The sequence below is a fragment of the Streptomyces sp. KL2 genome (genome assembly GCF_046529545.1).
Classification (GTDB): domain Bacteria; phylum Actinomycetota; class Actinomycetes; order Streptomycetales; family Streptomycetaceae; genus Streptomyces; species Streptomyces radiopugnans.
In genome coordinates this window covers 2,962,818-2,975,114 of record NZ_CP127170.1, presented here as the reverse complement: position 1 = coordinate 2,975,114, position 12,297 = coordinate 2,962,818, and the positions used below count along the sequence as shown (strand labels likewise).

Genomic DNA, 12,297 nt, shown 5'->3' with positions numbered 1-12,297 from the left:
CGCCGGAAGCTCACCGGGGACGCGGTGGAACCGTCGGCGGCGGCGGGACGTTCGGCGGCATCGGCGCCTTCGGCGGCGGCGTCCAGCCGCGCCACAGCGGCAGGGCCGCGGGCAGGGCGAGCGCCGCGACGAGCGCGGCCTGGACGAGGATGTACCCGGGGGACGGGTACGGGGAGACCAGGGTGTTGCCCACGTAGACGTGCTCCCTCCCGAACAGGGAGCCCAGGAGGAAGTACAGCTCGGGGCCGTAGTAGGAGGCGATGGCCGCGACGGCGGAGAGACGCGCCCGCGCTCCGCGGAGACCGGCCGACGTCGCGGCGACGCACAACGCCCCCATCGGGAGGACGGCGCAGAGGACCGCGGGCAGCCCGATGACGTCCACCGCCGTCACGTCCGTCTCCGGCAGCGACACGAACGACATGACGAACAGGCCCACCAGCGCCGCCCCGGTGACGTACGTCAGCCGGTTCGCGGCGGCCGCCGTCGGCCTCATCCCCTTCAGGACCGCCCGGTGCGGCCACAGCCGCAGCACCAGTCCGGCCAGGAGCAGCACGGTGGCCGCCAGCCCCAGCAGCGCGTACACATCGGCGTGGACGGCCAGCAGACCCAGGCCGAAGGCGAGGTAGTAGACGCCGCTCCCGGCGACCAGGCCCCGGCCCACCGCGCCCTTCGTCCCGGGCCGGTCCAGCAGAAGGGCCCCGGCCAGGAGCAGCGCCGAGCGCAGCAGGAAGAACACCGCGCCGGCGAGGTTCATGTCTCCCGCGGCCGACGCCTCGGACAGCGGCCAGGCCACGACAGCCGCGGCGGCGAGGGCCGGAGGCACCCTCCTGTCCAGGAGCCAGCCGGGCCGGGGGAGCCGGGGAACGGCCGTGCCGGCCGTCCGGGGCCACAGCGAACCGCGGGCCGGCGCGGTGACGGGTATCTCGAACTCGCCCAGCCGGTTCACGATGTTGACCGAGCCGTGCAGCGGCCCGGAGTGCTCGGCGAGCGCTCCGGAGTCGACGCCGATCCTGACCCACCCGCCCGACGGGTCGAAGGGCCCGCTGTGCTCCACGGTGATCCAGCTCGCCGTGGTGGTGGCCTGGAAGACGCGTGCCAGGGGCGAGCCCACCAGCCGTACCGTGTGCGTGGCCGGCGGCCCGGCCTCCCCGCCTCCGGCTCCGAATCCGGCCCCGCCCCCGAATCCGCCCTCCGGCGCCGCTCCCAGTTCGACACGGCCGGGGACGGCCTTGAGCTGCGCCTCCTGCAGAGCGGCGGTCGCGGCGGCGGACACCTCCTTGCTGTCGTCCCCGGTCAGCCGGTGCAGCAGGTCCATGGCGCCGACCGCCCGCTCGACGTCGTCGTCGAGCAGGATCCGCCGCAGTTCCCGCACCCCCGCCAGCCGGTCGGCGGGAGCCCGCCCGTCCGTACGGGCGACCAGATCGGCGGGGAGGGGCGCGCCCTTCAGCCGGGCGGACAGCGGAACCCAGCCGACGACCAGCTTGCCGGAGGCGTCCACCCACTTCTGCGGGGTCTGGTGCCTGGTGGTGGCGCGCACCCGCGTGTAGACGTAGTCGTACAGCTCGTCCAGGTCGACCAGGCCGTCCCCGCCGGTGTCCGCCTCGCCGGTGCGCAGCCCGTGGACGAGCGCGCCGGTGAAGACCGACGGCCCGTGCCGGTCCGCCCGGGCCAGCCGGTCGTCCTCGAAGGCGTACTCCGTGGCGCCGGAGGCCGTGATGACCATCCGGCCCCGGCCGTCGCCCGCGCCGTCGGCCCCGGACGCCGCCGCCGGGAAGGCGCTCTCCCCGTCGATCGCGTCCGCCGCACGGGCCCGCATCCCCCGGGAGAAGGCCCCGCCGTAGCAGCAGTCGAGGAACAGGGCGATCCGCCGGGCGCGGCTCTCGGTCATCTCCTGGTCGACGAAGCGGGCGGAGACCGCCGTCGCGGACAGCCGGGTCGGCACGGTGTCCGCGCCGGCGAAGTACAGCGCGCCGGACGCCCCCTTCAGGCCGTGGCAGGAGAAGTGGAGCAGCAGGAAGTCGTCCGGCCTGCGGTCGGCGAAGAAGTTCGCGATCTCCCGCCGGACGACGTGGGCGGGCTGGTTGCGGACCACCGTGACCTGGAACCGGCCGATCTGCGGATCGGCCAGCACGGACTCCAGGGCCCGGGCGTCGTGGGCCGGGGCCGCCAGGCGGCTCAGCCCCTCGTGCTCGTAGACGTCGTTGGCCACGATCAGGGCGTGTCGTCCCGCCACCGCGGTCAGCTCCTCTCCGGCTCGGAGGGAGCGGAAGGAGCGGGGGCATGGGCCCGGAGCCAGGCGTCGACGATCCGGTCCTGGGTCTCGGCCGAGACGCCGGTGACCTTCAGGGTGTCGCCGTCGATCGTCAGCTCGGCGGTACGGTCGGCGGCTCCGGAGTCCGCGCCCCTGGCCAGCCAGTGCCGGACCGCCGTCACCAGCTCGTGCAGGGCAACGGGCATCTGGGCGAGGGTCACCAGCAGACCGCCGATCTCCGCCACGTCGACCGCCCGGGTCCCGTCCGGGGCCGGCCCCGCGCTCACCGCCTCGATCCGTTCGACGTCCAGCTCCAGCAGCTCCTCGCGTAACGCCGAGGTCGCCAGTTCCAGGCGTTCCGCGTCCTCGCCGTCCGCTCCGCGCAGCCGGAGCAGCACCCGATCGCTCATAACCGTTCCCTCCCCGTTCGGGCACGGCCCGTCACACGCGGACGCGTCGGCTCCCCGCCGTCGGCCGTGTCCCGCCGACAGTAGACCTCCCCGGCTTCCCACCGGCGCGAAACCGGCGTGCGCGAAGTCTGCGGTGGCCGATTCCGCCGCGCGGAGGAGCGCGGTGGCCCCGCAACGCGGGACGCGTCACCGGCGCATATGCCGTCACGCTCGCCGGTGCTTCCCGGACATGGCGGCCGGGGAAGATTTCACAGAACGCACAGCGGGCACCACACGGAGTCGTTACAGTCTGACCGCACGTCCGCGCCTCCGCGGCCGCCGACCGATGGGGAGAGGTCCGGCGGGGCGGTCCGCCGACTGCCGGGGGAAGCGGACGGCGACCGAGCACATCGCCGGATCCGGGGGGGATCACATGGAGATCGAACTCGCCGAAGCCGTCGCCGCCGTGCGCGACGGCCTGATGGAGGCCGCGTCCCGCGGCGCGGGCCAGGACATCGCCTTCGAGGTCGGCCCGATCGAGATGGAGTTCCAGGTCGAACTCCGGCAGGAGGTCCGGGGGAAGTCGGGCCTGCGCGCGTGGGTCCTCACGGCCGACGCCGAGGGCGGCCTGTCCCGGGGCCGCGGCCACCGTGTGGCCTTCACCCTCACTCCCCGCCGGGCCGACGGGAGGCCCCCGCTGGTCTCGGCCGAGGGCGAGGCCCCTCCGCCGTCCGAGACGTTTCCCGAGGGCGCGACGCGCTCTCCCAGGCGCTGAATCCCGGCACTGAATCCCAGCACTGAATCCCAGCACTGACAACGAACAGATCCTCTCCCTCCGGTCGTCGGACCGGAGGGAGGGCACGGATACGCCGTCGAGCGGCGGACAGGTCGGGGGATGGACAACGTACGCGTGGTACAGGTGCTGACCACGGAGGGATGGGGCTCCGGATACGAGATCCTGCCGGGCCTCGTCCTGACCGCCGCCCACACCGTGGGGGAGACGGGCGCTCCGGTGCGGGTGCGCAGACAGGGGGAGGGGCCCGCGCACGAGGGACGGGTCGAGTGGCGCGGCATGCCCCTCGGTGCGCATCCCCACGACCCGGAGGGGCGGCACGGCCGGGGTGTCGACGCGGCCCTGGTCCTCGTACCCGACTGGAAGAAGTCTCCCGCAGGCCGGCGGTCCGCGCCGGACCGGCCGCGCTGGGGGCGCGTCGTCGGAGAGCGGGACCGCGTGGAGTGCCGTGTGTGGGGGTTCCCGTACGCGGAACACCGCCCGGGGGAGAGCACTCAGGTCCTCGGCACGATCAATCCGGGCAACGGCTTCGTCGGCGGCACGTACGTGGTCGACTGCGACACCACCCCGCCGCCTCCGGCCGAGGGCTCGCCGTGGCGGGGTGTATCCGGGGCGGCCGTGTTCTGCGGAGACCTCCTGACCGGCGTCGTCTTCGCCGAGCTGCCCGGTCACCGGCCCGCCCGGCTGGAGGCGGAGACGGCCACCGCCCTGCTCCGGGCGGAGGGTTTCCTGGACACCGTCGACCGGTACGGGCCGCCGGGCGTCCATGTCCTCGAACCCGTCGAGTACGCGAAGCTGGCCGATCAGGACCACGGTCCCGGCCTGGTCCAGGCTCCCTCCTCGGTCATCGAACTGCTCCACCCCGCCCGGGGGATCGTCCCCTTCGGCGGGCGCGGCGAACAGCTGTCCCTCCTGCGCGAGTGGTCGCGGCGGCCCGGTCCGGGAGCGGCCCTGGTCCACGCCCCCGGCGGCCGGGGGAAGACCCGTCTGGCTCTGGAGTTCTCCCGCGAACTGGCTTCAGAAGGGGAGGACTGGGCGGTCCTCTGGCTGGGTTCGGGAAGCCCCGACGGCATACGCCGGTTGCCGTCGCCCACGGTGCCGCTGCTCGTGGTGGTCGACGGCGCCGACAGCCGCGTGGAGGAGGCCGCAGCGGCGGTGGAGTTCGCCGCGCGGAACCGGAGCGTCCCGGTCAAGGTCGTACTGACGGCACGGTCGGACGGCTGGTGGACCAGCCGACGGGAGAGCGAGGCGTCCCTCCCCGTCGCGGCCCTCATGAGCAGGACGCTGAAGATCCTCCTGCCGGGTCTGGAGACGGACGCCAAGACGCAGCGGCGCTCGTTCCGCGAGGCCGCTCTCGCGTTCTCGTCGGCCCTGGAGCACATGCCCGACTGGAAGCGCGCCGACGAGGAAATCCCCTCCTGGAAGGAGCTGGCCGAAGGGCTTGCTCCCGTCGAACCCGGCGAACACCTCGGCTCCCCCCTCACCTTGCACATGGCTGCCCTGGTGAGCCTCCTCGACGCCGCCGGCTCCGGCGAATCGTCGCCCTCGCCCGTCTTCGGACCCGACGACGGCACCGCGGCGGTGGAGGAGCAACTGCTGGCTCACGAGCGGTCGCACTGGCTGCGCGTGGCCACCGCGCACGGGGTGGGCCGGCCCGTGCTGTCAGACGACGCTCTGTTCGACGCGGTGGCGGGAGCGGTCGTGCTGTACCCGCAGGACCGGGCCCAGGCCGGCACTCTCGTGCGGCGCGTGCCCCGGCTGTCGGATCTGAGTGAGGACCGCCTCCATTCGGTGCTCTCCTGGATCCGGGCCGTCCTCCCCTCCCCGGACGGCCGCCCCGTCGGCGACCTCCAGCCCGACCGGCTGGCCGAGCGCTTCGTCGGCGGTCGGCTGGAGAAGTACCCGGAGCTTGCCGACAGGCTCCTGCCCGGTGCCACGTCCGGCCAGGCCGCCCGGTTCCTCACCCTCGCCACCCGCGCGGCGGTCCGTGGCATCCTCGGCGAGAAACGCCTGACCGACTGGTGCGTCCGCCACCGGCACGTCCTGGTGCTCCCCGCGATCACCGTGGCCACCAGAGTGGAGGATCCCGGGCCACTGCTGGATGCGCTCGCGGTGATCGTCGACGACCCCGGCACGTCCCTGAACGACCTGGAGGACCTGGCCGAGCACCTGCCCGGGATTTCGCACAACCTCGCCCCCTGGGCCCTGCGACTCCACCAGCGGATCGTCCAGGTCCACCGCGATCAGGCCGACGATTCCCCCGAGCGCCGGGCACGGCTCGCCGTGGCCCTGCGGGAGCTGGCCAAACGACTGGGTTCCGTGGGGCGGCACGAAGAGGCCCTCCGGACGAACCAGGAAGCCATCGACCTGTGGCAGGCCCTGCCCGAGCACCTTCCGGAGCGCCGGTCCGAGCTGGGCGCCTGCCACAACAACGCGTCCATGTGGCACAGCAGGCTCGGCCAGCAGAGGGATGCGCTCCAGGCCGCCCGCACGGCCGTCGCGCTGATGCGCGGGGAAGCCCGCCCCGAGGACCCGGTGGCACTTGGCCACTTGTCACGGGGACTGGCGACGCTGGCCTCGGCCGAGAGCAACCTCGGCGACCACCGGGCCGCCCTGCGGATCGCCGAGGAGTGCGTGGAGATCCGCCAGGACCTGTGCGACCGGTACGGACGGAACGAACACTCGGTCTCCCTCCTGGCCGACGGCCTGCAGGACATGGCCGGTTATCTCCTGGAGTGCGACCGTCGGAAGGAGGCCCTGAAGGCGGCGGAGGAGGCCGTCGCCCTCCACAAGGGACTGGCCGCCGACAATCCCGACGCATTCCGGCCCGGCCTGGCCCTGGCGCTCACCACCCTTTCGAGCGCCGCCCGCCTCATGGGGCGCAAGGACCGGGCGCTGGAGGCCGTCCGCGAGGCCATCGCCATCCGCCGCAAGCTGAGCGACGCCCGACCCGAGGCGTACCGGGCCGACCTCGCCAACACCCTCAACGCGCTCTCCATCGACCTGGCGGAACTGGGTTTGCGCGACGATGCGCTGGACGCCGCCAGGAAATCGGTGGATGTGTACCGTGAACTGGCCGTCAAGTACCCCCAGGCCCATGCGTACGACCTCCCTTTGTCCCTGAACACCCTGGCCAACAGCCTGCTCGGCCACGAGCGCCCGGACCTGGCGCTGGAGGCCGCCGAGGAGTCCGTCGGAAGGTTCGAGGGACTGGCCGAGGAGCACCCGGGCGCGTTCCGCTCCGAACTCGCGATGGCCCTCATCACCCTCGACCAGTGCCTCGAAGGCGTGGGCAGGCTGAAGGACGCCCGCGACGCCCTGGAGAAGTCCGCTTCGATCTACCGGTCGCTGGCCGCCACCGATCCGGCCGCCTTCCGCCCGGGCCTGGCCCTCTGCCTCAACAACCTCTCCGCCCTGCTGTTCCGGGCCGGGGAGTTGGAGGACGCTCTGCGCACCGTCGAGGAGGCCATCGACATCAACACTCGGCTGGCACGGGGGAAGGCCGCCGCCTTCGCGGACATCCTCAACAAGAACTGGCTGGTCAAGTACAACTGCCTGGTCGGCCTGGAACGGCTCGGGGACGCGATGGCGGCGGGAGAGAAGGCCGTGCGCGGGCTACGCTCCCTGGCCAGGTCCGCACCCGAGCGGTACGAGGCCGACCTGGCGATGACCCTGTCCTCCACCGGAATCCTGCTGCAGTTCGCGGGACGGCCCGAGGGGGCCCTCCGCCGGGCGAAGGAGGCCGTGGAGGTGAGCCGCCGGCTCATGGGCCGCGATCCCGGCCGCCACCGCCCCCTGCTCGCGGAACACCTGGGGAAGTACGGCGACCAGTTGTTCGCGCTGGGCCGGCTCAGGCAGTCCCTCGCGGCCGCCGAGGAGGTGCTGAAACTCCGCCGCGAGGTGCTGGAGCACCGGGGCGAAGCCACCACCCCGCCCGCACAGGCGCAGGCGCAGGCGGCTCAGGCGGCGCTGGTGTTCGGGACCCGCCTGCTGTACCGCGGTCGCCGTGCCGACGCCCTGCCGCCGACCCGGGAGGCCGTGGAAAGGTTCGAGGCACTCCACGCGGACACCCCGGGGGCATACGCCGCGTCCCTGGCCTCGGCCCAGTCCCAACTGGCCACCCTGCTCTTCTACGCCGGAGACGGCGGGGCGGCTCTCCAAGCCGGCGCCCGGGCGAAGGGCGTCAGCCGCTCGGTGGCCGATCCGGACACCGCCGCCTTCGCCACCGCGGCGGCGTCCTCCACGTACGGCGTGATCGCGGCCGAACTGGGCGAGGAGAACGCCCTGGGCCTCCTGGCGAAGGCCGTCGGCCTCTGCAGGGCCCGCGCGGAGCCCGCCGGGCCGGTCGGCGAGATACAACTCGCCCAGACACTGATGCACTTCGGACAGCATCTGGCCGCGGTCCCCGAACGGCACCCGGAGGCGCTCCGGGCCTCGGAGGAGGCCGTCACCATCCTCCGCCGCCTCGCCGACGCCTTCCCCCCGCTCCGCTCGTCCACGGCCGTGGCACTGGCGAGCCACGGACTCCGTCTCGCCGAGGCCGGACGGACGCGGGAGGCGGCCGACACCACGAACGAGGCTCTGGAACTCGCCCGGCTGCTCACCCGCCAGGACCGCCCGGCCCACCGGGACGCGCTCGCCCGGGCCCTCTCGGCGTTCGCCCGCGCCCGGCTCCTGACCGGGGACCGCTCGGACCTCGCCAGGGAGGCATCCGCCGAGGCCGTAACCCTGCTGGAGCGGATCGCCCGGGACGAGCCGGCCGCGACCGGACCGTACCTGCGCGAAGCACGGGACACCTACGACCGCCTGCGGCAGTAGGCGGGCCCCTCACTGCCCACGGGACCACCGTCGGCCGGGCAGGGCCCGCACACGTTCGACGGCGGCTCCGGGATCCCCGGCCGCGCCGTCTCCACCGCCGTCCGGCCCCCGCCCACCGTGCGCACCGTCGCCGCGACCTCGCGGTCCAAGCCGTTGCGGCAGGTCGTCAGGCCGGTCGGCGGGCATCCCGCGCTCGGTGAGGAAGCGGGCGGCCAGGTCGGCGCCGTCGAGGTCGAAGGACTGGTCGCCGTCGCCCTGCGGGGTGAGCCCCGCATCGTGCAGGACACAGCCCAGGAAAAGGAGTTCGTCGTCGTAGTCGCGGCCGGGCAGCAGGCCGCGCCGCTCGCCGGACGCGCGTCCGTGGAGGTAGGTCCGGAGGCTGTGGTTGAAGATCGACGGATGTTCGGTCCGCTTCGCGTGGCGAAGGGCCTCCAGCGCCAACTCGGTCCGTGGCAGGGGAAGTTCCTCGTAAGGGCCCGTCATGTTCGTCCCTCCTGGACGCCGGGGGCGGGGGTCCTGCGGATGCGGCGCAGGGCGAGCAGTCCGCCGACGCCGGGGACGAGGGCGTACCACCGCGCGCCCGTGCCGGCGGCGGTCGTGGCCTGCCAGGCGGCGGCGATGACGACCAGGTACGCGGTGCCGTGCAGCGGGCCGGCGAGCGAGGTGACCGGCCGCGCGTGGACGGTGAGCAGGTTGGCCAGCAGGACGGCCAGGGTGGCGGCCTCCGCGCCGGCGGCGATCCGCAGGGTGCGCACGCCGGTCACGCCCCCGTGGTGGAGCCGGGGCGGACGATCATCAGGACGACGACGACCGCCCACAGCAGGTTGAAGACGCCGGTGAGCATGGACAGCCGGGCCGCCGCCGAGCGCGCCTCTCCGTCGTCCGCCGCCGTACGCGCCCCCGCACCGCCCGCCGGCCGGAGCATCCGCCGCTGGCCGGGGACGATCGCCAGGACCAGGACGGCCGCGGCGAGCGCGGTCAGGACGAGCGAGGCGACCAGCCATGCGTCGGTGAGGACGCCGAGCTGCGCACCCGTGGCGATTCCGAAGACCGGGACGGCGATGCCGGCGACGGCGTAGTTCCGGCAGATCCGGTGCAGGAACGCGGCGATCCCCGCGTCCCGTCCCTCCCCCGGCTCCCCGGACGCGGCGGCCGAAGCGGCGGCCGAAGCGGCGGCCTGCCGCGCGTGGCGCGGGAAGAGGGAGGCGGCGACGGTGATCGGTCCGATCACCACGATCGCCGCCAGGACGTGGACGGACAGCAGCACCTTGGTCACCGCGGTCTCCTCGCTCCGGGGATGAATATGTTGGCTGCCAATACATAGCACACCTACGCAGCGGTTGTGTAGGCTGCCTACTCATGAAGGCCGACGCCGTACGCGGACATCTGGACGGACTGCTGCTGGCCGTGCTGGAGCCGGGGCCGCTGCACGGATACGCGATCATCACCGCCGTACAGCGGCGCAGCGCGGGCGCGCTCGAACTGCGCACCGGCACGGTCTACCCCGCGCTGAACCGCCTGGAGCGGACCGGACTGCTGCGCAGCAGCTGGGACTCCACCGGCGAGCGGAGGCGGCGCCGCTACGAACTCACCGACGCCGGACGGCGCGCGCTGGCCGAGGAGCGGACGGCCTGGCAGGCGTTCACGGCGGCGATCGGCTCCGTCCTGGACCCCGCCCCGCACCCCGGGCGCGCCGGATGAGCGGCACCGGACGGCGGGCCGGTCCCGCCGGGGAGCGCCCCGAGGAGTACGCCGAGGAGTACGCCGACGAATACGCGGACGAGTACGCCGCGGCCCTGGCGTCCGCCCTGCGCGGCCCGGTCCGCGCCAAGGCCCGCCTGGTGGCGGAGATACGCGACGGCCTGGCCGGCACGGTGGCCGCGTACGCCGCCGAGGGGCTGCCCCACGACCTCGCCGTCCGGCGGGCCGTGCGCGAGTTCGGTACCGTGGCGGAGGTGGCTCCCGCCTGCCAGCGGGAACTGACCGTCGCCCAGGTCCGCCACACCGCCCGCGCCGTCGCCCTGGCCGCCCCGCTCCCGGCCGTCTGCTGGTACCTGTTCCTGGCCACCGGGCATGGCAGCCAACTCCCCCTGGCCGCCCGCCTGCTGGCGTTCCCCCTGGCCGGGGTCGCGGCCGCCGCCGCGCTGCTCGCGACGGCCGCACTGGCCGCCACCGGACCTCTCGCCCGGCGGCTGCCCACCCCGCGCCGGCTCCCCCGGGCGACCGCCTGGGCCAGCACCGCGGCCGGCGTCTGCCTGGGCGTGTCCGCGCTCACCCTCGCCGCGTCCTCCCCCCTGTCGGGGAACTGGCCGGCGGTCGCGCTCGCGGGCGCCCTCGCCGCCGCGCTCCACACCGTGGTGGCGTCCTCCGCCCGCGCCTGCCGCGACTGCGCCGGCGCGTAGCCGCCCCTCCGGCGGCGCCCGCAACTCCGTTCCCCCGATGCCCCTTCCGCGTTGTTCGCCACCGAAAGCGGGAAGTCGGCACACCTCCTTCCCAGACTCGGAGGAGCGGGCCGTCCGGCCCGTGTGCACCGCATCGACCGCGAGTGACCGCAAGGGGGAGACATGACGAGGACGACCGGGAGGACGAGGAGAGTCGCGCGTACGGCCGCCGTGCTCGGCGGCGCGTTCCTGCTCGCCCTCACCACTGCCGCGCCGGCTTCGGCGACCGTGACGCGCTACCACGGCAGCGACGCCGCCCAGGCGACCGCCTACGCGATGCGCGCCTACGACGGCGAGCGCGACGGCAACGGCGTATACGCCGACGCCTACCTGGCCAACGGCGCCCACGTCTCCCAGTGGGACGGCAACGGCGCGGACGGGAACCGGGGCCCGTGGGCGAGCTACAGCTCACGCATCAAGCAGTTCCGGGTCTGCGAGGACCACGTGGGCTGCTCCAGTTGGTCCTACTGGCCGAGCTGACCGGCACACCCCGGCCCCGTGCACCACGGCCCGCCCCGACCGGGGCGGGCCGCTCACGTCTTCCCGCTCCCGCCCGCCTCAGCGGCTCCCCGCCGTACCCGGTCACAGACCGGCCGGGCGGGTGGCGGGGCCGCGGAAGGTGGCGCGGTAGCCGGTGGGGGTGACGCCGAGGGTGCGCTGCATGTGCTGGCGCAGCGAGGCGGCCGTGCCGAAGCCGGTGTCGGCGGCGACCCGGTCGACGGACAGGTCGGTCTCCTCCAGCAGTTGCCGGGCCCGCTCGATGCGCTGCCGGTTCAGCCACCGCACCGCGGTGGTGCCCACCTCCTCCTTGAAGCGGCGGGTGAAGGTGCGCACGCTCATCGACTCGCGCGCGGCCAGTTCGGCCAGTGTGATGGGCCGGTCCAGGTGCTCAAGCGCCCAGGCGCGGGCGGCGCCGGTGGAGGAGTGGCGCGGCTCGGCGACCGGGCGCGGGATGTACTGGGCCTGCCCGCCGTCGCGGTGCGGCGGTACGACCGTGCTGCGGGCCGCCCGGTTGGCGACGGCCGCGCCGTGGTCGCGGCGGATCATGTGCAGGCACAGGTCGATCCCGGCGGCCTCGCCCGCGGAGGTGAGCACGTCGCCCTCGTCGGTGTAGAGGACGTTCGGGTCGAGCCGTACGGCCGGGTGGAGCCGCCGGAAGTGCTCGGCGGACTTCCAGTGGGTGGTGGCCCGGCGGCCGTCGAGCAGCCCGGCGGCGGCCAGCACGAAGGCGCCGGTGCAGACCGAGGCGATACGGGTGCCGGGCCGGATGCGGGCGAGGGCGTCGGCGAGCGCGGCGGGCAGCCGCCCGCACGGGTACGTCCCGTCGTCCTCGTGGCTGGCCGGGACGACCACGGTGTCGGCCTCGGCGAGGGCCCGCGGGCCGTGTCCGACGTGGACGGGGAAGTCGGCGTCGGTGCGGACCAGGCCGGGGGCGGGCGCGCAGGTCACGACCTCGTACAGCGGTGCGCCGGAGGCCGACTCGGCCGCGCGGAACAACTGGTGGACCAGGCCCAGCTCCATCGGCAGCACCCCGTGGCGGACCAGTACCGCCACCCGGTGCCGTTCCGGGTGCGTGAAGACGTCCATGGCCAGATTCTTTCAGAT

General features: G+C 74.4%; 11 protein-coding genes. 5 read left to right on the top strand and 6 right to left on the bottom strand.

The window, feature by feature from the left end:
- Positions 1 to 10: 10 nt before the first annotated feature.
- Both QPK52_RS13480 and QPK52_RS13475 read right to left on the bottom strand, forming a co-directional pair.
- The gene (locus QPK52_RS13480; RefSeq protein WP_410537728.1) at positions 11 to 2,233 is read right to left on the bottom strand and encodes a caspase domain-containing protein; all 2,223 of its coding nucleotides are present in this window, start codon (positions 2,231 to 2,233) and stop codon (positions 11 to 13) included.
- 5 nt (positions 2,234 to 2,238) lie between these two features.
- Complete coding sequence (locus QPK52_RS13475; protein WP_410537727.1) at positions 2,239 to 2,661, bottom strand: hypothetical protein; 423 nt, start codon at positions 2,659 to 2,661, stop codon at positions 2,239 to 2,241.
- Between the two features lie 412 nt (positions 2,662 to 3,073).
- On the opposite strand from QPK52_RS13475, the gene QPK52_RS13470 reads away from it, so the two are divergent.
- Together QPK52_RS13470 and QPK52_RS13465 are read left to right on the top strand one after the other, a co-directional pair.
- Positions 3,074 to 3,415 carry a trypco2 family protein gene (locus QPK52_RS13470; RefSeq protein WP_410537726.1) on the top strand — a complete coding sequence of 114 codons (342 nt, stop codon included), beginning with the start codon at positions 3,074 to 3,076 and terminating at the stop codon, positions 3,413 to 3,415.
- Between the two features lie 120 nt (positions 3,416 to 3,535).
- A complete protein-coding gene (locus QPK52_RS13465; protein ID WP_410537725.1) occupies positions 3,536 to 8,251 on the top strand; it encodes a tetratricopeptide repeat protein in 4,716 nt (1,571 codons plus the stop codon).
- A 9-nt stretch (positions 8,252 to 8,260) separates the two neighbouring features.
- Here the strand turns inward: QPK52_RS13465 and QPK52_RS13460 are convergent, their stop codons facing one another.
- From QPK52_RS13460 to QPK52_RS13450, 3 genes are read right to left on the bottom strand one after another with little or no spacing between them, the layout of a single operon-like run.
- Positions 8,261 to 8,734 carry an HD domain-containing protein gene (locus tag QPK52_RS13460; protein WP_410537724.1) on the bottom strand — a complete coding sequence of 158 codons (474 nt, stop codon included), beginning with the start codon at positions 8,732 to 8,734 and terminating at the stop codon, positions 8,261 to 8,263.
- The gene (locus QPK52_RS13455) at positions 8,731 to 9,006 is read right to left on the bottom strand and encodes a hypothetical protein (RefSeq protein ID WP_410540322.1); all 276 of its coding nucleotides are present in this window, start codon (positions 9,004 to 9,006) and stop codon (positions 8,731 to 8,733) included. Before QPK52_RS13455 ends, QPK52_RS13460 begins: the two co-directional genes overlap by 4 nt.
- 5 nt (positions 9,007 to 9,011) lie before the next feature.
- A complete protein-coding gene (locus QPK52_RS13450) occupies positions 9,012 to 9,527 on the bottom strand; it encodes a DUF2269 family protein (protein ID WP_410537723.1) in 516 nt (171 codons plus the stop codon).
- 83 nt (positions 9,528 to 9,610) lie between these two features.
- Here QPK52_RS13450 and QPK52_RS13445 point away from each other — a divergent pair, with 83 nt between their 5' ends.
- The 3 genes from QPK52_RS13445 to QPK52_RS13435 all read left to right on the top strand — a co-directional run bounded on the left by QPK52_RS13445 (position 9,611) and on the right by QPK52_RS13435 (position 11,172).
- The gene (locus QPK52_RS13445; RefSeq protein ID WP_410537722.1) at positions 9,611 to 9,952 is read left to right on the top strand and encodes a PadR family transcriptional regulator; all 342 of its coding nucleotides are present in this window, start codon (positions 9,611 to 9,613) and stop codon (positions 9,950 to 9,952) included.
- On the top strand, positions 9,949 to 10,653 hold the full coding sequence (locus QPK52_RS13440; protein WP_410537721.1) for a permease prefix domain 1-containing protein: 705 nt from the start codon (positions 9,949 to 9,951) through the stop codon (positions 10,651 to 10,653). Before QPK52_RS13445 ends, QPK52_RS13440 begins: the two co-directional genes overlap by 4 nt.
- 162 nt (positions 10,654 to 10,815) lie before the next feature.
- Positions 10,816 to 11,172, top strand: coding sequence for a hypothetical protein (locus QPK52_RS13435; RefSeq protein WP_410537720.1), 357 nt, complete (start codon positions 10,816 to 10,818; stop codon positions 11,170 to 11,172).
- Positions 11,173 to 11,274: 102 nt separating this feature from the next.
- Here the strand turns inward: QPK52_RS13435 and QPK52_RS13430 are convergent, their stop codons facing one another.
- Positions 11,275 to 12,279 carry a GlxA family transcriptional regulator gene (locus QPK52_RS13430; protein WP_410537718.1) on the bottom strand — a complete coding sequence of 335 codons (1,005 nt, stop codon included), beginning with the start codon at positions 12,277 to 12,279 and terminating at the stop codon, positions 11,275 to 11,277.
- Between the last annotated feature and the right edge of the window lie 18 nt (positions 12,280 to 12,297).